Origin of the sequence: Lysobacter sp. CFH 32150 (genome assembly GCF_022758295.1) — a bacterium.
GTDB lineage: Bacteria > Pseudomonadota > Gammaproteobacteria > Xanthomonadales > Xanthomonadaceae > CFH-32150.
On the sequence record NZ_JALDWJ010000004.1, the window covers coordinates 1 to 23599 of the forward strand.

The 23599-nt window shown below is 66.1% G+C and carries 20 protein-coding genes and 1 pseudogene; 15 read left to right on the plus strand and 6 right to left on the minus strand.

Features of this window, described 5'->3' with window-relative positions; genetic code table 11:
• The 3 genes from MO486_RS08110 to plsB form a co-directional block, all read left to right on the plus strand.
• The coding region (locus MO486_RS08110) for a M4 family metallopeptidase (RefSeq protein WP_242906036.1) at positions 1-1601 on the plus strand (1601 nt) is incomplete at its 5' end.
• A 364-nt stretch (positions 1602-1965) separates the two neighbouring features.
• Positions 1966-2835, plus strand: coding sequence for a hypothetical protein (locus tag MO486_RS08115; RefSeq protein WP_242906040.1), 870 nt, complete (start codon positions 1966-1968; stop codon positions 2833-2835).
• A 47-nt stretch (positions 2836-2882) separates the two neighbouring features.
• The gene (gene plsB / locus MO486_RS08120) at positions 2883-5564 is read left to right on the plus strand and encodes a glycerol-3-phosphate 1-O-acyltransferase PlsB (protein ID WP_242906052.1); all 2682 of its coding nucleotides are present in this window, start codon (positions 2883-2885) and stop codon (positions 5562-5564) included.
• Positions 5565-5625: 61 nt separating this feature from the next.
• Here the strand turns inward: plsB and MO486_RS08125 are convergent, their stop codons facing one another.
• Positions 5626-5835, minus strand: a complete 210-nt coding sequence (locus MO486_RS08125; RefSeq protein WP_242906690.1) for a YdcH family protein — start codon at positions 5833-5835, stop codon at positions 5626-5628.
• Between the two features lie 97 nt (positions 5836-5932).
• Positions 5933-9427 carry a PxKF domain-containing protein gene (locus MO486_RS08130; protein WP_242906058.1) on the minus strand — a complete coding sequence of 1165 codons (3495 nt, stop codon included), beginning with the start codon at positions 9425-9427 and terminating at the stop codon, positions 5933-5935.
• 195 nt (positions 9428-9622) lie between these two features.
• On the opposite strand from MO486_RS08130, the gene ttcA reads away from it, so the two are divergent.
• The 5 genes from ttcA (at position 9623) to MO486_RS08155 (ending at position 13514) form a co-directional block, all read left to right on the plus strand.
• A complete protein-coding gene (gene ttcA, locus MO486_RS08135) occupies positions 9623-10528 on the plus strand; it encodes a tRNA 2-thiocytidine(32) synthetase TtcA (protein ID WP_242906060.1) in 906 nt (301 codons plus the stop codon).
• A gap of 32 nt (positions 10529-10560) precedes the next feature.
• Complete coding sequence (locus MO486_RS08140) at positions 10561-11466, plus strand: recombination-associated protein RdgC (protein ID WP_242906062.1); 906 nt, start codon at positions 10561-10563, stop codon at positions 11464-11466.
• A gap of 104 nt (positions 11467-11570) precedes the next feature.
• A complete protein-coding gene (locus MO486_RS08145; RefSeq protein WP_242906064.1) occupies positions 11571-12353 on the plus strand; it encodes a SprT family zinc-dependent metalloprotease in 783 nt (260 codons plus the stop codon).
• Between the two features lie 59 nt (positions 12354-12412).
• Positions 12413-12910: a hypothetical protein gene (locus MO486_RS08150; protein WP_242906066.1), complete on the plus strand. Its 498-nt coding sequence runs from the start codon at positions 12413-12415 to the stop codon at positions 12908-12910.
• Between the two features lie 136 nt (positions 12911-13046).
• Positions 13047-13514, plus strand: coding sequence for a hypothetical protein (locus MO486_RS08155; protein ID WP_242906070.1), 468 nt, complete (start codon positions 13047-13049; stop codon positions 13512-13514).
• A 9-nt stretch (positions 13515-13523) separates the two neighbouring features.
• Here MO486_RS08155 and MO486_RS08160 read toward each other — a convergent pair whose 3' ends face one another.
• Positions 13524-14375, minus strand: a complete 852-nt coding sequence (locus MO486_RS08160; protein WP_242906692.1) for an alpha/beta hydrolase — start codon at positions 14373-14375, stop codon at positions 13524-13526.
• Positions 14375-15331 (minus strand): ferrochelatase, encoded by a 957-nt coding sequence (gene hemH, locus MO486_RS08165; RefSeq protein ID WP_242906075.1) that lies wholly within the window; start codon positions 15329-15331, stop codon positions 14375-14377. The genes MO486_RS08160 and hemH overlap by 1 nt, the downstream gene beginning before the upstream one ends.
• Before the next feature lie 129 nt (positions 15332-15460).
• Here hemH and MO486_RS08170 point away from each other — a divergent pair, with 129 nt between their 5' ends.
• The 5 genes and pseudogenes from MO486_RS08170 to MO486_RS08190 all read left to right on the plus strand — a co-directional run bounded on the left by MO486_RS08170 (position 15461) and on the right by MO486_RS08190 (position 18473).
• The gene (locus MO486_RS08170) at positions 15461-16366 is read left to right on the plus strand and encodes a lipid-binding SYLF domain-containing protein (RefSeq protein WP_242906077.1); all 906 of its coding nucleotides are present in this window, start codon (positions 15461-15463) and stop codon (positions 16364-16366) included.
• Positions 16367-16437: 71 nt separating this feature from the next.
• Complete coding sequence (tatA, locus tag MO486_RS08175) at positions 16438-16668, plus strand: Sec-independent protein translocase subunit TatA (RefSeq protein ID WP_242906079.1); 231 nt, start codon at positions 16438-16440, stop codon at positions 16666-16668.
• Between the two features lie 42 nt (positions 16669-16710).
• Positions 16711-16971: pseudogene (gene tatB / locus MO486_RS08180) on the plus strand (Sec-independent protein translocase protein TatB); the annotation flags it as partial.
• A gap of 82 nt (positions 16972-17053) precedes the next feature.
• The gene (gene tatC / locus MO486_RS08185) at positions 17054-17788 is read left to right on the plus strand and encodes a twin-arginine translocase subunit TatC (RefSeq protein WP_242906081.1); all 735 of its coding nucleotides are present in this window, start codon (positions 17054-17056) and stop codon (positions 17786-17788) included.
• A gap of 1 nt (position 17789) precedes the next feature.
• On the plus strand, positions 17790-18473 hold the full coding sequence (locus MO486_RS08190) for an RDD family protein (RefSeq protein WP_242906083.1): 684 nt from the start codon (positions 17790-17792) through the stop codon (positions 18471-18473).
• A 9-nt stretch (positions 18474-18482) separates the two neighbouring features.
• On the opposite strand, the gene MO486_RS08195 is transcribed toward MO486_RS08190, so the two are convergent.
• Both MO486_RS08195 and MO486_RS08200 read right to left on the minus strand, forming a co-directional pair.
• Positions 18483-19397 (minus strand): hypothetical protein, encoded by a 915-nt coding sequence (locus MO486_RS08195; RefSeq protein WP_242906085.1) that lies wholly within the window; start codon positions 19395-19397, stop codon positions 18483-18485.
• Positions 19398-19473: 76 nt separating this feature from the next.
• Positions 19474-20220 carry a glutamine amidotransferase gene (locus MO486_RS08200; protein ID WP_255746374.1) on the minus strand — a complete coding sequence of 249 codons (747 nt, stop codon included), beginning with the start codon at positions 20218-20220 and terminating at the stop codon, positions 19474-19476.
• A 99-nt stretch (positions 20221-20319) separates the two neighbouring features.
• On the opposite strand from MO486_RS08200, the gene glyQ reads away from it, so the two are divergent.
• Together glyQ and glyS are read left to right on the plus strand one after the other, a co-directional pair.
• Positions 20320-21210, plus strand: coding sequence for a glycine--tRNA ligase subunit alpha (gene glyQ, locus MO486_RS08205; protein ID WP_242906087.1), 891 nt, complete (start codon positions 20320-20322; stop codon positions 21208-21210).
• Entirely contained in the window at positions 21210-23384 is a 2175-nt protein-coding gene (gene glyS, locus MO486_RS08210; RefSeq protein WP_242906089.1) for a glycine--tRNA ligase subunit beta, read from the plus strand. Before glyQ ends, glyS begins: the two co-directional genes overlap by 1 nt.
• Positions 23385-23599 lie beyond the last annotated feature (215 nt).

The following is a 23599-nucleotide window of genomic DNA, read 5'->3' on the forward strand; positions in this document are numbered from 1 at the left end:
CGTATTTCGCCGATGCGGCGAAGGGCGGCGCGCCATCGCGTCCGTTCGTGATCGTCGACGCCAACAGCGGTGCGGTGCTGAAGCAGTGGGACAACCTGCAGCACGCGCTGATCGGCACCGGCCCCGGCGGCAACGCGAAGACCGGCCAGTACGAGTACGGCACCGACTTCGGCTTCAACGACGTGGCGCAAAGCGGCACCACCTGCACGATGAACAACGCCAACGTGAAGTCCGTGAACCTCAATCACGGCACCAGCGGCAGCACGGCGTTCTCGTACACCTGCCCGCGCAACACGTTCAAGGCCATCAACGGCGCCTATTCGCCAATCAATGATGCGCACTACTTCGGCGGCGTCGTCTACAACATGTATGCCGACTACGTCGGATCCGCGCCGCTGACGTTCCAGCTGACCATGCGCGTGCACTACAGCAACAACTACGAGAACGCGTTCTGGGACGGTTCGTCGATGACCTTCGGCGACGGTGCCACGACCTTCTACCCGCTGGTCAGCCTCGACGTGTCCGCGCACGAGGTGTCTCACGGCTATACGGAGCAGCAGTCGAACCTGATCTATTCCGGCCAGTCCGGCGGCATCAACGAAGCGTATTCCGACATCGCGGGCGAAGCGGCCGAGTACTTCATGCTCGGCAGCAACGACTTCATGGTTGGCGCGCAGATCTTCAAGGCCAATGGCGCGCTGCGCTACATGGATGACCCGACCCGCGATGGCCGTTCGATTGGCCATGCGTCCGATTACACCAGCGGCATGGACGTGCACTACTCATCGGGCGTGTACAACAAGGCGTTCTACTTGTTGGCACACAAGGCCGGCTGGAATACCAAGACCGCGTTCCAGGTCTTCGCCCGCGCCAACCGCGACTACTGGACGCCGAGCACCAACTTCAACCAGGGTGCCTGCGGCGTGCAAACGGCGGCGACCGACCTCGGCTTCGCCGTGGCCGACGTGACCGCAGCGTTCACTTCCGTAGGCGTGACCTGCACGCCGCCGCAGCCGCCGGGTGTGCTCACCAACGGCGTGCCGGTGACCGGCGTCTCCGGCGATGCGGGCAGCGAACAGTACTGGACGCTGACGGTACCGGCGGGTGCAACCAACCTGCAGTTCGTCACCTCCGGCGGTAGCGGCGATGCCGACCTGTATGTGAAGTTCGGTTCCGCGCCGACCACCGCCAGTTACGACTGCCGTTCGATCGGCAGCACCAACACCGAGACCTGCAACATCGCGACTGCGCAAGCGGGCACCTATTACGTGCTGATCAGTGGTTACAGCGCGTTCTCGGGCCTGAGCCTCACCGGCAGCTATACCGGCGGCGGTGGCGGCAACACGGCGCCGACTGCGAGCTTCAGTTTCTCGGCCTCGCGTTTGACCGTCAATTTCAACGACACCTCCACCGACAGCGACGGCACGATCGTGTCGTACCTCTGGAACTTCGGCGATGGCACCACCTCGACGACCGCCGATCCGACCCACACCTACGCGACGGCAGGCACGTACGCCGTCACCCTAACCGTCACCGACGACGATGGCGCCACGGGCACCACGAGCCAGTCGGTGCGGGTGAGGAAGAACGGCAAGCCATGACCGGTCCGGGCATGCCATGACGACTCAGGGGCAGTGTTCATGCGAATGCTGCCCCTGGTCGCATCTGATCCCAAGCCGGCTCACGGGGCTCGGCATCGGAAACAGTGAAATCAATCACTTATTCAATGCGTCTTCAGGGATTGCACTAGCTTTCGCGCCGGATTAGCCTGCAGACATCCAGCTGCGGCCGGAGCCATGCCACAACTGATACCCCCGACGTGAGTCGGACTTGAGGAGGCCCTGCGCCTCCTTTTTCTTTGGCCTGCTTTCCTTGGGCGCGCTCGCAGTATCGGCACCCGCTCCTTGCCCTGCATCGATGGCCGTGGCCAAGATGCCGACAGCGCCTGGGGGAGTCGCTCCATCCATGTTCCGTCACCTACGCATCGCCACAGCGCTGTTGCTCTGCCTGCTCGCCGCCTGCCAGCGGCAACCGCAGGGCGGCGAGACACGCCCGGCGCAGGCGGTACAGGCCTTGGCCGACCGCCTCCGCGACAACGACCTGACCGGCTTCGCCGCGATGGCGGTGCCGCCGGCCCTGCATGCGCAACTCGAAGCCGGATGGCGCGACGGCCGCAGCCGCTGGCCACTGGACGAGTTGCCGCTGGACGAACGACTGCCGGGGTTGCTCGCGGTGTTGTCGGCGAAAGACGCTGAAACAAAACTGCAGGCCACGTTCGACCGCGAGTTCGCCCGCGCCGGCCGCGACCTGCAGGCCGCCGCCGCCGCGCTCGGCCTGTTCGGCATGCAGTACGTGCGCAACGAGGGCGATTACAGCGCGGAAGAGCGCGCGCATTACCTACAAAGCATCGACGCGCTGAGCCGCTGGGCGTCCGCCGCACCCTTGTCCGATCCGCAACGCGCGCGCCGCACGATCGCGCTGCTGACCGCAGCGGCACGGCGCAGCGGAATCGACGACGACGCCGATTTCGCCGCACTCGGCATGGCCGACAGCCTGGACCGGCTGCAGCCGGTGTTCGCCGCCTTCAAGCGCACCTTTGCCGGGTACGGACTGGACCTCGACGCCAGTTTCGCCAGCGTCGATGCACGCCTGCTGCAGCAGACCGGCGATAGCGCGCGCGTGCGGCTGCACTACCGACTGGGCCCGGGCGAGATCGACAGCGTCGTCTCGATGCAGCGGATCGATGGCCGCTGGTACCTGCGCGACTACCTGCGCCACGCCGAGGCGTCGCTGGTACCGGCCGCTGCCGCCAGCGCCATCTCGGCCGCCCCTTAGGACCTGATCCACCAGCCCGCCGGCGCGACTCCGCCATAATGGCGGCGATGCCGACCCAGCCCACCCTGTTCGAGTCCGAGCCGCCGAAGCCGCAGGTCGCGGCCACGCCCGCCGCCATCCCCGCTGCCGAAGCCGCGCCCTCCGACGAGCCCACGGCTATCGAGTCGCCCACGAGCGACGCCGCGGAGATCGCCCCGGAGCTGCCGTTGCCGCCTCCGGCCCCGGCCGCGCCGGTCGCTGCCAGAACGCGCCGACCGTTGTGGGCCAAGCTGCTGGGCAAGGTAATCGAGCCGTGGATCGCGCTCGAGCTCGAACCCAAGGCCCCGGCACAACAGTTCGACGGCCGCCCGGTCTGCTATGTGCTCGAGGACTACGGCTTGAGCAACGCGCTGATCCTCGAACGCGCCTGCCGCGAAGCCGGACTGCCCTCGCCGCTGCAACCGATGCCGGGCGACCCGCTCGGGCGCAAGCGCGCCTATGTCGCGCTGTCGCGCCGGCACTCGAACGCGCTCGGCCTGCTGCCGGGCCCCGAGCACAAGACCCATTCCGGTTCGCTGGCGCGCCTGCTGGAAGCGCACCGCGCCGATCCGGCGCTGGACGTGCAGTTGGTGCCGGTGTCGATCTTCGTCGGCCGCGCGCCGAACAAGTCCAGCGGCTGGTTCTCGGTGCTGTTCTCGGAAAACTGGACCCTGGTCGGCCGCTTCCGCCGGCTGGTGGCCATCCTGCTCAACGGCCGCGACACCTCGGTGCAGTTCGCGCCGTCGGTGCCGCTGCACGAATTCATCGCCGAAGGCCTCGATCCCGAACGCACCGTGCGCAAGTTGTCGCGCGTGCTGCGCGCGCATTTCCACCGCATCCGCGCGGCGGTGATCGGCCCCGACCTGTCGACACGGCGTCTCCTCGCCGACAAGGTGCTCGCGGCCGAATCGGTGAAGGAAGCCATCGCCGACCAGGCACGCCGCGACAACAGCACCACCGAAGCCGCGTGGAAGAAGGCGCACGCGCTGATCTACGAGATCGCCGCCGACTATTCGCATCCGGTGGTGCGCTCGGCGAGCTTCCTCCTCGCGCCGGTCTGGAACCGCATCTACCGCGGCGTGCTGGTCCACCACCTCGACCAGCTCAAGCAGAACGCGCCCGGCAACGAAGTGGTCTACGTGCCCTGCCACCGCAGCCACATGGATTACCTGTTGCTGAGCTACCTGCTCTACACCAAGGGCATCGTGCCACCGCACATCGCCGCCGGCATCAACCTCAACCTGCCGGTGGTCGGCAGTTTCCTGCGCCGCGGCGGCGCTTTCTTCCTGCGCCGCAGCTTCCACGGCAATCCGATGTATTCGGCGGTGTTCACCGAATACATCGCACAGCTCGTCTCCGGCGGTTATTCGCTCGAGTACTTCATCGAAGGCGGGCGCTCGCGCACCGGTCGCCTGCTCCCGCCGAAGGGCGGCATGCTGGCGATGACCGTGCGCGCCTTCCTGCGCCAGCCGACGCGCCCGGTGCTGTTCCAGCCGGTGTACATCGGCTACGAGAAGCTGCTGGAAGGCACCAGCTACCTCGAAGAGCTCAGCGGCAAGCCGAAAGAGAAAGAATCGATCTGGCACATCATCACCGGCATCCCCAAGGTGCTGCGCAGCAACTTCGGCCAGGTGGTGGTGAACTTCGGCGAGCCGATCCGGCTCAGCGACACGCTCGCCGCGCACGCGCCGGAATGGGACGGCACGCCGCTGGAAGAAGACGACCGCCCCGACTGGCTGTCGAACACCATCGACGCACTCGCGCAGCAGATCCAGGTCAACATCAACCGCGCCGCCGACGTCAATCCGATCAACCTGCTGGCGATGGCCCTGCTGGCCACGCCCAAGCATGCGATGGGCGAAGGCGACCTGCTGGCGCAGATCGCGCTGTCGCAGAAACTGCTGGTCGATGTGCCGTACGCGGAACACGTCACCGTCACGCCGCACACGCCCGAACAGATCGTCGCCCACGGCGAGGAGATCAACGTCCTCACCCGCACCACGCATCCGCTTGGCGACGTGCTCAAGGTCGACGGCGACACCGCAGTGCTGCTCAGCTACTACCGCAACAACGTGCTGCACCTGTTCGTGGCCTCGGCGTGGATCGCGGTGTGCTTCCTGCACAACCGGCGCATGAGCCGCGGCCAGCTGCTGCGCCTGGGCCGTTCGCTATATCCGTTCCTGCAGGCCGAGTTGTTCCTGCCCTGGGATGAAGACGGTTTCGCCGACCGCATCGAACGCACCATCGAGGTCTTCGTCCGCGAAGGCCTGCTCGAACACGTCAGCGATGACGATGGCGGCATCCTCGCCCGCAACGCCGGCCAGACCGACGAGGTGTTCCGCCTGCGAGCGATCGGCCACTCGCTGCAGCAGGCCTTCGAGCGTTACTACATCGCAATCTCGGTGCTGGTGAAGAACGGTGCCGGCACCTTGAGCTCAGGCCAGCTGGAAAGCCTGTGCCAGCTCGCGGCGCAACGTCTGTCGCTGCTGTACGCACCCGCTGCGCCGGAGTTCTTCGACAAGACGCTGTTCCGCGGCTTCATCCAGCAGCTGCGCGGGTTGAAACTGGTGTGGCCCGACGCCAACGGCAAACTCGCCTTCGACCAGCGTCTCGACGTCTGGGCCAAGGACGCGCGCATCATCCTCGGCCGCGAGCTGCGGCACACGATCGAGAAGGTCAGTCCCGAAGCGGCGAAGCCGACGGCGCCGTAGGGCGGGTTTCAACCCGCCGGTGCGGGCGCATCGCAAATGCAATGGCGGGTTGAAACCCGCCCTACGCCGGTTCGTCCGGGATCAACGCACTCTCCAGCCGTTCGATGCTGTCCTTGAGCTGCAGCTTGCGCTTCTTCAGGCGCTTGATCGTCAGCTCGTCGGTTTCGACGTCGGCCTGCAGTTTGGCGATCGCTGCATCCAGGTCGCGGTGCTCGAGCTTCAACGCGATCACGCGCTGGGCGATGCGGGTCAGCTCGATGGGGTCGGTGATGTCGGTCACCCGCCGAGCTTAAACCGCGGGTGGGGCCGCGTCATGACCTGCTGGGAAAGCTGCGGCAGGGCGGACATCGCCCTGCCGCACGTCTTCATCAGTTGAACTTGAACTGCGCCGGATGCGCCTCGCCGTCGCCGAGGTCGAGGTTCACGCGTTTGCAGGTATTGCGATAGCCACTCGGTGCCGACCAGTCGAGCTGGTAGTAGCCGTTGCCCAGGTTCTGCAACTGGCTGTTGCCGCCGCCGTAGACCGAAATCCGGTTCTCGGTGGCGCTGGGGCACGCAATCGCCGTCGCGCCCACGGACGCGGCCGTGAGGTTGTTCACCGGTGCACCCTGCGCATCCACCACCCGCCAGCGGAACGGCGCCGAGCGGCCGGCCTTGAACACATTCAGCGTGGGCGGGTTCGCCACCGGCGAGCTGAAACCGACGAAGCCATAAGCGACGCGGTAATTCGCGCTGGCGTTGGCGCTGTTGCCAGCGGCATCGGTGACCGTGCAGGTCACGCTCTTGCTGCCGATGCTGCCGGTAGCGAGCGGCGCGCATTGCTGCGTGGCGATTCCCGACAATGCATCGCTGCCGTTCGCCGACGCCTGCGCCGTGCTGTTGAGCAGCAGCGTGGCCGCCACCGACGGCGCCAGCGTCGGCGCGGTGCGATCGATCTTCACCGTCACCACGTTGCTGGTCGCGCTGTTGCCGGCGGCGTCGGTCACGCTGCGTGTTGCGGACGTCAACGCCGTGCCCTCGCCACTCAACACCTGTGCGGCCGGGCAAGCCACGATGCCGGCGGTGCCGTCGCTGCAGCTGAAGCCCACGTCGACATCACTCTTGTACCAGCCGGCCGCATTCGGCGCGGTCATCGCGGCCGCGACGACCGTCGGCGCGGTGGCATCACGCTTGACCGTGACCGTCTTGCTGGTGGTGCCGCCTGCGGCGCTGGTCGCGGTGCAGGTGAAGCTGGCAGCCAGTGTGTCGCTGCTGAGCGTGACGGTATTGCAGCCGGTGGTCGAGCTGAGCGGCGAGCCGGAGTCGCTGACGTCCCAGCTTACCTGCACGTTGCTCACATACCAGCCGTTGTTGCCCAGCGTGCCGCTGATCGTCGGCGTCACCGTCGGCGGGCTGGTGTCGATGCGCCAGCTGTAGAGGACCGGCGATGCATCGCGGTTGCCAGCCACGTCGCGAGCGCGCACCGACAACGTGTGCGGGCCATCGACCAGGCCGGCAAAGGCGACATTCGCCGCGCAGGCCTGGTAAGCCGCGCCGTCGAGCGCGCATTCGAAGCCCTCCAGGCCCGACGTCGCATCGCTGCCCGCGACCACGAAGGCCGCGGTGGTCTGATTGGTGTAGGCGTCGGGGCCCGACGTGACACTGGTCTCCGGCGCCGTCGCATCGCGCTTGACGTTGACGGTCTCGGTCGCGCTGCCGCCATCGCTTTGCGCGGTGCAGATGAAGCCGGCGTTCGGACTGTCGTTGGTGAGCACGCTCGGCTCGCAGCCTGCGGTGAACGTGATCCACGATTCCGGTTCGTCCAGCAGCCAGGTGATCTCCACGTCGCTCGTATACCAATCGTCTTGGCCGCGCGTACCAGTCACGTTGGCCGTGATCGATGGCGGCGTGCCGTCGATGCGGAACACAAAATCGTTCTGCGCGACGAAGCCATTCTCGTTGCGGCCCTCGATCGTGACGGGATACACGCCCGCTGCAATCGGTGTCCCTGACAACTGGCCGTCGGTCCCCAGTGCAAGGCCCGGCGGCAGCGCGCCCGAGATGACACTGAAGGTGCCGGGCGTCTGGTGGTAACTGTCATTGGAGACCCATGTGTAGAGCGCGAGCCAAACCTGGATTGCCTGATTCAAGTGCAGCGGTGGCACGTCGCGCGGTTCGAGTTCCAAGTGCGGGTATTGACCACGGCTGTCGTCGCCCCAGCACACGCGCGCGCCGTCGCTGCGGATCGCGCAGCTGTGATCGTTGCCGCTGGTCACCGACACGTAACGGCCGGTCGGCGGCTGCGCCTCGTTGATCACGTGGTTGCCCCAGCACGCCAGGCGGCCGTCGGTGCGGATCGCGCAGCCGTACGAACCGGCCATCGACAGCGCACGGAAGTATCCGGTCGGCGGGTATTGCGCCGAGGGGCCCTGATCGCCCCAGCAGCGCACGAAGTTGTCACTGGTCAGTGCACAGCTGGACCAATCGCCCGCGGCGATCGCGAGGTAACGCACGCCGGCATCGGCGTAGGGCGGCGGATTCGGCACATCGGTCTGGCCGTTGCCGTTGTAGCCCCAGCACACGCCGTTGCCGTCGGCCTGCACCGCGCAACTGTGGGCGAAGCCGGCACTGACGCCGCGGTAAGGCTCGAAGCCCGGCGGCGTGGTCTGCCCGTTCTCGTTCCAGCCCCAGCACCGGATCTCGCCAGAGACCTCCAGCGCACATCCATGCATGCGGCCGAGCCCCAGCTGACGCAAATTCAGTCCCGACCCATTGTGCTCGCCGTGCTCGTTCGTGCCCCAGCATAGGGTGTCGCCGTTGTCGCGGCGCGCACAGCTGTAGGCATCGCCCGCGCCGATTTCGGTGAACCGGTCCCACGACCCATTGGGAGCATCGGTCTGGCCCTGGTTGTTTTCACCCCAGCACGCGACTGTTCCATCCGCGCGGACGTGGCAGTTGTGCGCCATCCCCGCGTCGATGCTGCCGAGGCCGAACACGCCCTCGGGCGGCGTCGCCTGGCCGAAGTCGTTGTTGCCCCAGCATTGCAGGTGCCCATCGCTGCGTAGCGCGCAGGCATGGGCCTCGCCGTCGCTGACTGCCGTGAAGGAACCGGCTGGCGCCAGTGGCGCACCGAGGCCACCACTCATGCACCGCAGGGCGCCGTTGTTTTCCAGCCAGCACTGCCCGCCGCCAACGCTGATGGCGATGACGTTGTTGCCAAACCAGTTGGCCCAACCTGCCACGCACGCGACCTCGCCATCTGCGCGCAAGCCGCAGGCGGTGCCATCGTTACCCGTTGCCAGGGCCGTGAAAGGGCCGCTCTGGGGCGTGTAGAAGATCTCTCCGTTCAAGTCCCAACACACCACGCTGCCATCGGCTTGCAGCCCACACGTGGTCGTCGGACCGACATCCAGCGCCACCAGTCGCGGCAGCTGCCATGGGATCTGGGGACCTTGCCCCCAGCATTCGACCTGTCCCCAGGTCCTCAGCCCGCAGGTGCGCTTGCCGCCCGCAGCGATGGCCGTGAACTCTCCCCATTCCGGCACCGTGGACTGGCCGTCGGCGTTGCTGCCCCAGCACACCGGCCGACCATCATCGCGGAGACCGCAGGAGTGGTCGCGTCCGGCGGTCAGCGCGATGAAATGTCCGGGCGGCGGTGTGGCTTCGCCATGGTCATTCTTGCCCCAGCACGCGACGGTGCCATTGCTGCGCAAGGCACAGGTATGGAAATCCCCTGCCGCCAGCACAACGACGCCACCGCGTCCGTCTGGTACGGCCCCTTCCTGGCGCACCTGCGCGGCTGCCGGCAGCGCCAGCAGGACTGCGATCAACACAAGGCACACGACAGACATGCCGCGCACCGCGCGGCTGAAGCGACTACTCATCCCTAACCCCCGAATCCTTTCCCACGCATCAGGCCGCGTGTTCGCCAAAACGTGCGCTCCGTTGCAGATTGCACGAGCGCCGGAGTATCGCCAGAGGCTCATGACGGTTCAACCCCGCCGGGACGAATCGGCATGCGTACGGGATGAACTTGCAGCGGCGACGTAAAATGACCGATCCGTTGCAACGCCCCCAACATGACCTCCGTCCTGCCCCTCGCCGAACCGTTGCCGCGCGCCAAGCGACAGGCGCACGAAGCCAACAAACTGGCCAAGCGCCTGCGCCACCAGGTGGGCCGCGCGATTGCCGACTTCGGCATGATCGAGGACGGCGACAAGGTGATGGTGTGCCTGTCCGGCGGCAAGGACAGCTACACGATGCTCGACATCCTGGTGCAGCTGCAGAAGAAGGCGCCGGTGCGGTTCGAGCTGGTCGCGGTGAACCTCGACCAGAAGCAGCCGGATTTCCCCGAGCACGTGCTGCCGACGTACCTGGCGTCGATCGGCGTGCCCTACAGGATCCTCGAGCAGGACACATATTCCGTCGTCACGCGCGTCGTGCCCGAAGGCAAGACGATGTGCTCGCTGTGTTCGCGACTGCGCCGCGGTGCGCTGTATGCGCATGCCGAGGCCGAAGGCTTCACCAAGATCGCGCTGGGCCACCACCGCGACGACCTGGTCGCCACCTTCTTCCTCAACCTGTTCTTCCACGCCAAGCTCGGCGGCATGCCGCCGAAGCTGCGGTCGGACGACGGCAAGCACGTGGTGATCCGGCCGCTGGCCTACGTGCGCGAGGAGGACATCGCCGCGTACGCGGCGGCGAAGCAGTTCCCGATCATCCCGTGCAACCTGTGCGGCTCTCAGGAAAATCTCCAGCGCAAGCAGGTCAAGCGGATGCTGGAAGCTTGGGAAAAAGACGCGCCGGGGCGGATCGAAACCATCGCACGCGCGCTTGGCGACATCCGCCCTTCGCAGCTGAGTGATCCGAAGTTGTTTGATTTCCTCGGGCTTGGCCGGCATGGTGATGCTCCGCTGCCGGATGCGCATGCGTGGTTGGCGGGTGAGCCCGCGGCACACGATCAAAACGATACCGACGCGGCCTGAACCGCGCGCCCTTTCCTTTCGCAGGACTTTCGATGTTCTTCCGCAACCTGACGTTGTTCCGTTTCCCAACCTCGCTCGACTTCACCGATCTCGAATCCCACCTCGAACCCGTCCGGCTCAAGCCGGTCGGCGCGCTGGAGTTGTCCTCGCGCGGTTTCGTCTCCCCGTTCGGCCGCGATGGCGAGGCGCTGTCGCATCGCATCAGCGACGCGCTGTGGCTCACCGTCGGCGGCGAGGACAAGCTGCTGCCCGGCGCAGTCGTCAACGACCTGCTGGCGAAGAAACTCGCCGAAATGGAACAGAAGGAAGGCCGCAAGCCCGGCGGCCGCGCACGCAAGCGCTTGAAGGAAGACCTGGTGCATGAGCTGCTGCCACGCGCGTTCGTGCGCCCGAGCCGCACCGACGCGCTGATCGACCTCGAGCACGGCATCTGCGTGATCGACACCTCCTCGCGCAAGAACGCGGAGAACGTGGTCAGCGAGATCCGCCACGCGCTCGGGAGTTTCCCGGCGCTGCCGCTGAATGCGGAAGTCGCGCCGCGTGCGGTGCTGACCGGTTGGATCGCCGGCGAGCCACTGCCGGAAGGCCTCTCGCTCGGCGACGAATGCGAACTGAAGGATGCCGCCGACAAGGGCGCGGTGGTGAAGTGCCAGCGCCAGGAACTGACCGGCGACGAGATCGGCAAGCACCTGGAAGCCGGCAAGCAGGTGACGCGCCTGGCATTGACGCTCGACGACCATGTGTCGTTCGTCCTCGGCGAGGACCTGGTGATCCGCAAGTTCAAGCTGCTCGATGGCGCAGTCGACCAGCTCGAAAGCACCGAACGCGACGATATCCGCGCCGAGCTGGATGCACGCTTCGCGCTGATGGCCGGCGAAGTGAAGCGCCTGTTCAGCGTGCTCGAGCCGGCGCTGAAGTTAAGCAAGGCCGACGCCTGAGTCCCCTGCAAGAGCCCCTGTAGGAGCGACGTGAGTCGCGAGCTTTTGCGTGCGCGACCAAAAAACAAGCTCGCGACTCACGTCGCTCCTACAATAGCCACCATATGCCCAACCTGATCCGTCGCCTGCTGGCGCCGAAGCCGCGCGTGCTCGAGCGCGATGCCATCGAGATCGTGCTGGCGGACGGCCGCACCGTCGAAGTCATGCGCATCCGCAATCCGCGTTCGCGACGCCTGCGCCTGTCGGTGGACGAGCGCGGCGCGCGCCTGACCATGCCGGTGCGTGCGAGTGCGATCTCCGGCCAGCGTTTCATCGCCGAGCATCGCGACTGGCTGGCGGAACAACTCGATCGCTACGTGCTCGCCGACATCCCTGCACTGGTCCGCGGAGAAACCTCGGCCTTGCCGTTGCGCGGCGCATGGTTGCCGCTGGAGTGGCGCGAAGGGCGTTATACGCGTGTCGATCGTGGCAGTGACGGGCTGACGTTTACGGTGCCCATGCGCGCCAGCGATGCTGCCTTGGCTCGCGCGTTGCGCGATTTCTACGAAGGCGAGGCGCGCGCCGATGTCGGCCGCTGGTTGCCGCAATACTTGCCGTCGCTGCCACGGCCGCCGCGGCGGGTGCAGTACAAGGTGATGTCGTCGCAATGGGGCTCGCTCGCGCCTGATGACACGGTCGCGCTCGATTTGGCGCTGCTGCTGGCGCGGCCATCGGCCTTCGAATACGTGCTGGTGCACGAGCTCTGCCACCTGATCCGCGCCGATCATTCACGCGTGTTCTGGCGGGAAGTCGAGGTACGTTTTCCGAGTTGGCGCGACGAACGCGATTACTTCCACACCGAAGGCCGGCGCCTGAAGGCCATGCTGCGCGCGTTGCTGTCCGGCTAGGGCCATTCGATACGTATTGAATGTGGTCGGCAACGTGCCGACGATGCTGGAGATCCGCCATGCGCCTGTTGCTGTTCCTGCTGTGCATCCCGATGTTCGCTGCCTGCGGTAAGCAGGCCGGGGATACCGTCGCCGAAGCCATGATCGAGCAGTCGACCGGCGCGGATGCCGAAATCGAACGCAAGGACGGCCGCGTCGACATCCAGGCCAAGGGCGCGCATATGCAGATTGCCGAGGAAGGCCAGGCGTTGGAACTGCCGGCCGATTTCCCCGCCGACGTGTACCGTCCCGAGGGTTTCCGCGTGCGCCACGTGATGGACGTGCCGACGATGTTGATGCTCACCGGGGAAGTGCAGGGCAATCGTGCCGCAGTGTTTGCAGAGGCGCGCGCGGCGATGGCGCAACAGGGGTGGACGGAAGTGCGGGCCGGCAAGATGGGTTCGGCCGATAGCGCCATGTTCCGCAAGGAGAAGCGCGAGATGGTGATGTCCTTGATGGACCGCGACGGCCTGGTGCAGCTGAGCATGCAGCTGCAGAAACCGAAGCCGAAGTCCTGACTGGCCCAGTCACCGCCGATCGGCGCTAAAAAGCGGGCGCGCGCTCCGATTGTTGTGATGCATGGATCATTTGGCCGGGCGGACTCGATGCTAACGTTGGCGTGGTTGTGTACCCGTCAACGGAAAGGAGTCCGCCATGGCAGTACTGCGCAACATCGATCGCAAACTCGCTCTGCTGGCCTGCATGACCCTGGTAGTGACTGCCTGCACCAGGGCCGTCGAAGAAGCGGCCGCCGCCGCCACCCTCACCCGACCTTCCATCGTGGATGCGGACACGTCTCCAACAGGCAGTGAACGCTACCCGGCCGATGTCTACCGGCCAGCCGACTACACCGTGCGCAGCGTGACCGAAACCGGACATGTGCTGACCATCAGTGGCGACGCGCCCGGAAGTGCAGCGGCTTTGTTCGCACAAGCGCGCGCGACGATGCCGATCCAGGGCTGGAAGGAGATGAGCGTCGAGGAGTACATGGAGGCGCGCATGCTGGCATTCGAGAAGTCCGGCTACGAGGCCAAGCTCACCTTCATCCCCAACGGCGACGCGACCCAGCTGCGCATGCAATTGCGCAGTCCGGGGTCGGGTGCGCAGCCCGGCATGGATTAGCGCCAGGCGTCAGCCGCGCAGGAAGAAATCGCCGATCGCGCCGGCGACGGCTGGCGCATCTTCCATGTGCAGGTGATGGCTGCCCGGCAGCACGATCAGTTCGCCGCGCGGCAGCAGGGCTGCGCGTTCGCTGCGCAGCGGCTCCGGGAAATACGATTGCGCGGGCGCGCCGTAGATCACCCGGGCTGGACATTCGATGCCGCGCAACAGATCGCGTACCTGCGCTTCGGTCATGCGCACCAGGGTCGGCAGGGTCAGGCGCGGATCGCTACGCCAGGTGTAACCGCCGTCAACGCGCGCGATCCCGCGCTCGACCAGCAGGCGTGCCGCGGCCTCGCTCACCTTGCCGATGCCTTGCATGCGCGCACGCACCGCGGTGTCGATGTCGGCGAACACACGTAGCTGCTTGTCGACCAGTCCGGTCTGTGCCGCGAACGCTTCGCGCAGGCGCGCGGCGGTGCGGTCTTCGGTTTCGACCAGCAGGCCCAGCGATTCGATCGACACCAGGCGTTCGATGCGCTGAGGCTGCGCCGCCGCCATCAGGCTGGCGACGCTGCCGCCGAGCGAATGTCCGAGCAGGGCAAAACGGTCCCAGCCCAGCGCATCGGCGGCGGCGAACGCGGCGCGCGCGGCGCTGGTCGCGAGGTAATCGGCGGCGGACGGCAGGTGCGCGCTGGCACCGTGGCCGGGCAGGTCGAGCGCGACCAGTTCGATGCCGACGAGGTGTTCGGCCAGCGGGATGAAGCTGGCGGCATTGTCGAGCCAGCCGTGCAACGCCAGCACGCGCGCACCGCCCTTGGCGCCACCGCGCAAGCCGGCAATGTTACCAAGCGCGGTATCGAGCATGAAGTCGCGCAGCATCACCACGCCGCCAGTTGGCGCTGGGCAAGCGCGGCGAGTGCATCGGCGTGTGCTGGTGTGGCGTTGAGACAGGGGATGTAGTGCAGCGCTTCACCGCCCGCGCTGCGGAATGCTTCCGCATTCACCATCGCGATCTCCTCCAGCGTTTCCAGGCAATCGACGGCAAAACCGGGGCAGACCACGTCGACGCGACGCACGCTATCCGCCGCGAGGGATTGCAGGGTCGCCTGCGTCGCAGGTTGCAACCACGCTTCCCGACCGAAACGCGATTGATAGGTGAGCATGAACTCATCGTCACGCAGTCCGAGCGTACGCGCGATCGCCGCCACGCTGGCCTCGCATTGCGTTGCATAGGGATCGCCGTCATCGACCAGGCGCTGCGGAATGCCGTGGAACGAAAGCACCAGTTTTTCGCCGCGACCATGCACCTGCCAGTGCGCGTGGATCGAAGCGGCGATCGCGGCGATCCAGCCGGCATCGAGGTGGTACTCGCTGACGAGACGCGTCTCGATGCCCTTTGCACCGGCGAGCACATCGGCGACCGACGCCGTGGTGGTGGTCGAATACTGCGGGTACAGCGGCAGCGCCAGCACGCGACGGATCCCTTCATCGCGCAGCGTGGCCAGCGTCGCCGCCAGCGCCGGCTCGCCATAGCGCATGGCATGCGCGACGCGCAGCTGCGGCAACTGCTGCTGCACCACCGCGGCCAACTCGCGCGTGTGCACCGCAAGCGGGGAACCGGCGTCCATCCAGATCTCCGCGTACTTACGCGCCACCCGGGCACCACGCAGGGGCAGGATCACGCCACGCAGCAGCGGCTGCCACAGCCACTGCGGCAGCTGCACCACGCGCGGATCGCTGAGGAATTCGGCCAGGTAATGCCGTACCGCACGCGGCGTCGGCGCTGCAGGCGTGCCGAGGTTGACCAGGAGCAGGGCGGTATCGGAATGGGACATCGCATTAGGATGACATGCGACCTAGGGCCTGTTAACGCATATGGAATGGGTCCTAGCAGGCCCACGATTCCAACTCGGTTCATCGCTGCGACACTAGCCTGACGCCACCCGCCCCCGCCGGAGTCCACCATGTCCGTCCAGCCGCGCCCGTACCTTCGAGTCCTCGTCCTGCTGCTAGCGGGTTTGTTCGCCACGACCACCATGGCCGGTTCGCAGGAAGACGACCGTGCACGCAACGCGGTGCGGGTGCTGACCGACTTCCAGGCAATTCCCGAATCGGCGATCCCGGACAAACTGCTCGACGAAGCCCGCGCCATAGTCGTAGTACCCGATTCGATCAAGGCTGGCCTGGTGATCGGCGGCCGTCGCGGCCATGGGCTGATGGCGGTGAAGAATCCGGACGGTACCTGGTCCAATCCCAGCTTCGTCAGCCTCACCGGCGGCAGCATCGGTTTCCAGGCGGGCGTGCAGTCGGCCGACATCGTGCTGGTGTTCCGCAGCGACCGCGGGCTGGAATCGATCGTCAACGGCAAATTCACCCTGGGCGCCGATGCCGGCGTCGCCGCCGGTCCGCTGGGCCGTAATGCCTCCACCGCCACCGATGGCGAACTGAAGGCGGAAATCTGGTCGTGGTCGCGCGCCCGCGGCCTGTTTGCCGGCGTGGCCCTGGACGGCGCCGTGCTGGCGATCGACGACCGCGCCAACGAAGCCGTCTATGGCCGCGACACCACGCCACGGATGATCTTCGAAGGCCGCATCAATGCGCAGCCGTCATCGGATGTCGTCGCCTTCCGCGACCAGCTCGAGGAAGCCAGCGCGACCGCCCGCAGCAATCGCGGCACGAATCCCCCAGTAACGACCGCTCCAGTCGCCACCAGTGCGACTGCGAACACCGCGACGAGCGTCGAAACGACCACCGAGCCCGCCACGGCAACGCCGCAACCGGCGGATGAGGCGCAAGGTGCGATGTTCGAGCCCGTGCCGAACACGCCCAGCGCACCGGAACCGCTGCCCGAGACTCCCAAGCAACCGTAAACGCCACCGCTCTCCAGCTGTCACACAGGCTGCGCTATCCTGAGTGTCCCTGTTATTCCTGTGAGTACGCCATGGGTGGTTTCAGTCTCTGGCATTGGCTGATCGTGCTGGTGATCGTGGTGCTGGTGTTCGGCACCAAGCGATTGGGCAACGTCGGTAAGGACCTCGGCGACGCGGTCAAGGGCTTCAAGAAAGGCATGCAGGACGACGACAAGCCTGCAGCCAAGCTCGGCGACGATTCGCAGCGCAACGCCACCAGCGAAACGCAGCGCGACACCGATCGCAACGACCAGGCGCGCTGACGCCGCCGGCGTCAGTCCCGCTCATCCCGAGTCCGTCGACGGATGTTCGATATCGGCTTTTCCGAGCTGCTGGTCATCGCGGTCGTCGCCTTGATCGTGCTCGGTCCGGAACGCCTGCCGAAGGCCGCGCGCTTCGCCGGCCTGTGGGTGCGGCGTGCGCGTGCGCAGTGGTATTCGGTCAAGTCCGAACTCGAACGCGACCTCGCCGCCGAGGAACTCAAGCGCAGCCTGCACGACACCGAAGCGGCCCTGCGCGGCGTCGAAAAAGATCTGCGAGACAGCGGTGACGAGGTCCGTCGCGAACTGGACGCCGTGCGTGCCACGGCGCAGGCGCCTGCCAGCACCGAAACGGGTCCCGGCACCACACCGCGCGCGGACGACGACGATGCACAACGCTGAGTCAGCGCCGGAAACCCGGCTGATCGACCACCTGATCGAACTGCGCGCACGCCTGCTGCGTGCAGTGGTCGGATTGCTGGTCGTGTTCGTCGCCTTGTTGCCGTTCGCCAATCGCCTGTATGCGTGGCTGGCGGCGCCGCTGTTGGCCAAGCTTCCGGCCGGCGGGCAACTGATCGCAGTGGAGGTCGCCTCGCCCTTCTTCGCACCGTTAAAGCTGGCTTTCTTCGTCGCCGTGGTGATCGCGATGCCATGGTTGCTGTACCAGGCCTGGGCTTTCGTCGCGCCGGGCCTGTACCAGCGCGAAAAACGCCTCGCCATGCCGCTGCTGGGCTCGGCGCTGGCGCTGTTCTATACCGGCTGCGGGTTCGCGTTCTACCTGGTGCTGCCGACGGTGTTCGGCTTCCTCGCCAAGGTCACGCCTGCAGGCGTGGCGATGATGACCGACATCAACGCCTACCTCGATTTCGTGCTGGTGATCTTCCTCGCCTTCGGCCTCAGCTTCGAGTTGCCGGTGGCGCTGGTGATCCTGGTACTGCTCGGCTGGGTGACGCCGACACAACTGCGCGAATGGCGCGGCTACGCCATCGTCGGCATCTTCGTCATCGCGGCGGTCATCACCCCGCCCGACGTGGTCTCGCAGCTGCTGCTGGCGGTGCCGATGGTGCTGTTGTACGAGCTGGGCATCATCGCTGCGCGATTGCTGGCACCGCGTTCGAACTGAGATGGCGCCTGCGGGATTCTGGAAACGCTGCGCCGCCTGGACGCTCGATGCGGCGATCCTGCTACCGCTGACCTGCATGCTGGCTGCGTCGTCGCTCGCAACCATGGGCGCCGCGACGACGGCCGCGGCGCAGACCCTGCTCAATGAGGTTGCCAGCGCCATGGCCCGGTTGCTGGAGCAAGGCAGTGATCCAATCGGCAGCGCACTCGCGCTCGTCCACGATCCAGTGCTGTTGCAAGGCAGCCAGGCGCTCGCGGCCGCGCTCACGCACGGACTGCAGCCGGTGCTCATCACGTTCGCAATGCTGACCGGCCTCTTTCACGTCGCGTTCGAACAAACGCGCTGGCGCGGCACGCCAGGCAAGCGCCTGCTCGGCATCGTGGTCGCCGATCGCGCCGGTGCGGCGCCATCCTTGCCGCTCAGCCTGTTGCGCAATGGCGCCGGTGTGCTGTCGTGGCTGAGCCTGAACCTCGGCCATGCCCTGGCTGCATTGCCACCGGAACATCGCGCACTGCACGACCGTATCGCCGGTACGCGTGTGCTCGCGCGACATCCCGGTCCCATGCCGCAGTGGGCGCGAATCTGGCTGATCGCGCAGGCCGTGCTGTTCGTGCTGGCTTGCGTTGGTGTCTCGTGGTGGGCGCAGCAGGCGCTCGATGCGGCCCTGCTGCGCGCACTGGGCTAGGCCCCGAGCTCAGGCTGCGACTGCGTCGTCGCGCGTGGGCGTCTCGCTGCCGCAGACATCACGCCACAGGTGGTAGACGACGCCGAACATCACCACGTACAGCACCAGCAACATGCCGATGTAAACCGGAAGCGCCAGCACGACCGCCAGCGTCGGATGGATCAGGTTGCCAAGCAGCGCCAGCAGCATCACCAGCAATCCGACACCGATCACCAGCAGCAGTCCCAGCACGAAGGCGCAGATCGCCAGCACCAGGATCGGCAGCAGGTTCTTGAGCGTACCGACCACGCCGTCGACCACGGCGCCGCCGACACTGCGCGAGCCCAACGCGACCTGGCCGAACCCGATCGCGTACATCCCGCCGACAAACAGCACGAACACGAAACTCAATGCGAAAAACAAACCGAAGTTCGCGGTGATCCCGGCAGGAACCGGAGGCACGGCCTTGGGATCCCCACCCTGCTGCGCGGCCGTGCTTACCGCTTGCCAGTACCACTCGAAGAATCCTTCGCCGAAGCAGACCCGCACCAGCAGCACGAAGCAGACGATGTAGATCGCGGTCATGATCAGGCCGAAGCCGATCATCCGGCCTGCGCCTTGCCCGCTTTTGTAGGTGTCAAACAACGCCGTGGCCGCGACCGGGCGGTCGTGCTCGCTGGCATCGATGACGCGCAGGAAACCGCCGATCAAAGGCGGCAACACCACCAGCGAGACCAGCATCACCACGCCCACCACGCTGAGCAACGCAGGGCCCTGCATACCGAAGCCCAACTGGGCGATCAACTGGACCGCGGTGGGAATCAGCCCCACCACCAACAACAGCGCGGCGGCGCCGAAGATCGCCTTCGGATTGCGCGCGCCCAGGTTGATGCCCCGTTTCAACCAGCTCCAGCCGGTACCCGGCCCCATTGCACGTGTCTGCATGTTCCCTACCCCTGGAAGTTGTGGGTCGTGATGTCGAGCATGCGCTGCTCCCCGGCAGCCATCCTAGACGAAAGCCTCAGCGCGCATGCAGCCCGCGCGCATGGCGCACGAACCGCCGCAGCACCTTGCGCGCATGTGGCGCGGCGCTGATGCTGCGCGCCAGTTGCTTCGAGCACCGCGACTCGCTGGCGAGCGCATCGTGGCGCGCGCGCACGTAGCCGTGCATGTGGGTGACGCTGAACTCAGGATGGAACTGCACGCCCCATACGTGATCCTGCCAGCGGAATGCGTGGCAATGGTCCTGCGCGGATTTCGCCAGCACCGTCGCGCCCTCCGGTGCGCGCAGCACGGTCTGCAGGTGCGTGGCCTGCGCCGGGAATTGCGCCGGCAACCCTGCGAACAACGGATCATGCTCGGCATGCGGATGCAGCTCGAGGTCGATCGTCCCCATCTCGCGCCCGGCCGGGTTGACGCCGACTTCGCCACCCAGCGCGTGCGCCAGCAGCTGGTGGCCGTAGCAGATGCCGAACAACGGCAGCCCGGCATGCGCGGCCTCGCGCAACCACTCGGCGCTGCGTTCGCTCCAGTCGTGGCGTTCGGTGACCATCGCCGCCGAACCGGTAACGATGACGCCGGCAAAGCCCTGCCGCGGCGGCAATGCATCGCCGCCTTCGACGTTCGTCACGACGGCCGCATCACGTTCGAGCCCGGCGGCGACGCGGATCCAATGCGGAAAGCCGCCGTGGCGGCGCATCGACGGCACCGGCTGCCCGGTTTCGAGGATGAGGAAGGGTTGCTTCAAAACAGCGCTCTCAACCGGCAAAAACCCTGAAAAACGTCGGCCCAACGCGGGCTCGGACGTGCGTTTGACAACTATACTAGCCCGCTTTTCCGCGCCCAGACACGGACCTCGCTCACGGTTATGACCGGCCCAACTTTCCAAGAGCTCATCCAAAAGCTCAACGCCTACTGGGCCGCGCAGGGTTGCGTGCTGATCCAGCCGCTGGACCTCGAAGTCGGCGCCGGCACCTTCCATCCGGCCACGTTCCTGCGTGCGCTCGGACCCGAAGCGTGGAACGCCGCCTATGTGCAGCCCTGCCGTCGTCCCACCGACGGCCGCTATGGCGAGAACCCGAACCGCCTGCAGCGCTACTACCAGTACCAGGTGGTGATGAAGCCGAATCCCGACAACATCGTCGAGTTGTATTTCGACTCGTTGAAGGCGCTCGGCGTCGACCCGCTGGTGCACGACCTGCGCCTGGTCGAGGACAACTGGGAATCGCCGACGCTCGGCGCCTGGGGCCTGGGCTGGGAAGTGTGGTTGAACGGCATGGAAGTCACCCAGTTCACCTATTTCCAGCAGGCCGGCGGCATCGAGTGCAAGCCGGTGCTCGGCGAGATCACCTACGGCCTCGAACGCCTCGCCATGTACCTGCAGAACGTCGACAACGTGTTCGACCTGGTGTGGACGCACGGCCCGCAGGGCACGGTCTACTACCGCGACGTCTACCACCAGAACGAAGTCGAACAGAGCGCCTACAACTTCGAACACGCCAACGTCGAAGAATTGTTCCATCGCTTCGATGCGTGCGAAAAAGAAGCGCAGGCCCTGGTCGAACTCGGCCTGCCGTTGCCGGCCTACGACCAGGTCTGCAAGGCCTCGCATTCGTTCAACCTGCTCGACGCGCGCCGCGCGATCAGCGTCACCGAACGCCAGCGCTACATCCTGCGCGTGCGCAAGCTGTCGCAGGCGGTGGCCGAGGCCTATGTCGCTAAACGCACCTCACTGCTGTCGCAGCAGGAGGTGGTGTGATGACTGCGACCATGCAACCGCTGCTGATCGAGCTCGGCACCGAAGAACTGCCCGTCAAGGCGCTGCCCGGGCTGGCGCAGGCGCTGTTCGACGGCGTCATCGATGGCCTCGTGAAGCGCGGCATCGCGCTCGATCGTGGTGAAGCCAAGCCGCTGTATTCGCCACGTCGCCTCGCGGTGTTGCTGCCGGGCGTCGCCAGCGAACAGCCGGAGCAGCAGTCGGAAGTGCTCGGCCCGTATCTCAACATCGCGCTCGACGCCAACGGTGAACCGACCAAGGCGCTGCAGGGCTTCGCGCAGAAGGCCGGCGTCGAATGGACGCAGCTCGCGAAGACCAGCGACAACAAGGGCGAACGCTTCGTCCATCGCGCGGTGAAGCCCGGCGCGCGGACTGCGGGCCTGCTCCCGGAGATCCTGCGCGAAGCAATCGCGGCGATGCCGATCCCCAAGCCGATGCGCTGGGGCGATCACGACTATGGTTTCGCGCGCCCGGTGCACTGGTTGGTGCTACTGCTCGGCAAGAACGTGGTCGAAGGCGGCATCTTCGGCACCCGCAGCGACCGCATGAGCCGCGGCCATCGCTTCCACCACGACAAGGCGGTGTGGATCGGCCAGCCCGGCGAGTACGTCGAGGCGCTGCGCGGCGCCAAGGTGCTCGTCGATCCGGATGAGCGCCGCGCGCGCATCGTGCGCGAAGTCGAACAGGCCGCGAAGGCTGGCGGTGGCGTTGCGCGCATCGATGCCGGCAACCTTGAGCAGGTGAACTGCCTGGTCGAATGGCCCAGCGCGGTGGCCTGCGATTTCGAAGACGAATTCCTGGCCGTGCCGCAGGAAGCGCTGATCGCGACGATGGAAGACAACCAGAAGTTCTTCCCGGTCCTCGACGGCGACGGCAAGCTGACCCACCGCTTCATCGGCGTCGCCAACATCGAATCGAAGAACGTCGCCGAAGTCCGCAAGGGCTACGAGCGCGTGATCCGCCCGCGTTTCAGCGATGCCAAGTTCTTCTTCGTCGAGGACATGAAGCAGGGCCTGGTGGCGATGAACACCGGCCTGGCGAGCGTGACCTATCAGGCCAAGCTCGGCACCGTCGCCGACAAAGTCGCCCGCGTCGCCACACTGGCGGAAGCGATCGCCGGCGAAGTCGGCGTCGATCCCAAACTGGCACGCCGTGCTGCGGAATTGTCCAAGGCCGATCTGCAATCGCGCCTGGTCAACGAATTCCCGGAACTGCAGGGGATCGCCGGCCGCTATTACGCCGCGGTTGCAGGCGAGTCGATCGAAGTCGCCAACGCGATCGACGAGGCGTACATGCCGCGTTTCTCGGGCGATGCGGTCGCGCCGAGCAAGCTGGGGCAGGTGCTGGCGATTGCCGAGCGATTCGATGTGTTGGCGGGCGGCTTTGCTGCCGGATTGAAGCCCACCGGCAATAAAGATCCGTTTGCGCTACGGCGCAATGCGTTAGGCCTTGCGCGCACACTGATCGAAGGCAGACTTGATCTCAATGTATTGAGCTTCATCGTCAGCGCCCTTAATGAAGTGACGCTTGCGGTTGCCGAATCCGATCTTACAAAGAAAGTTCGCGCAGCAGATCATGCTCGGGCGCAAGGCGTTGAAGTACCCATCGGGCAAATGGTCATAGGTACGGCGCACCCGGAGTACGTCAAAGAGATTTACGAGTTCATCACTGAGCGATTACGCGGCTACTACGCCGACCAGAGCGTTCCCCCGCAGCAGTTCGAATCCGTTGCGGCATTACGCCCGGCATCCCTGCTCGACTTCGACCACCGCCTCAAAGCCATCGGCGAATTCGCCAAGCTACCGGAAGCCGAAGCGCTGGCCGCGGCCAACAAGCGCATCCGCAACATCCTGAAGAAGGTCGAAGGCACGATTCCGTCGACCGTGGATGCTTCGCTGCTGACGCCGGGTGCCGAACAGGACCTCGCCGATGCGGTCGCGCAAGCCATCACCGACACCGATGAAGCCCTGAAGCAGCGCGACTACGTCACCGTGCTCGGCCGCCTCGCGCGGCTGCGGCCGCAGGTCGATGCGTTCTTCGACGGGGTGATGGTGAACGTCGACGATATGGCTGTACGCAACAACCGACTGGCATTGCTGCAGCGGCTGGCGGATCGCCTCGGCAGCGTTGCGGCAATCGAACACCTGTCGACCTAACCGCTTCGCTCTTGCCTCTGGGAATGCCGCACCCGCGTCATTCCTCCATAACCCGAAGGGCGGCGCACAGGACGTGCGCCGTTTTCCGACCGAGGCAGGATGCCGAGTCGGAAAATCTCCATGACCTTCACGCCGCGGGGTGTGCTCTTGCCAAGGAGGCCATTTCTTTTGGTTATTTTTCTTTGGGCCAGCAAAGAAAAGTGACCCGATGCGCA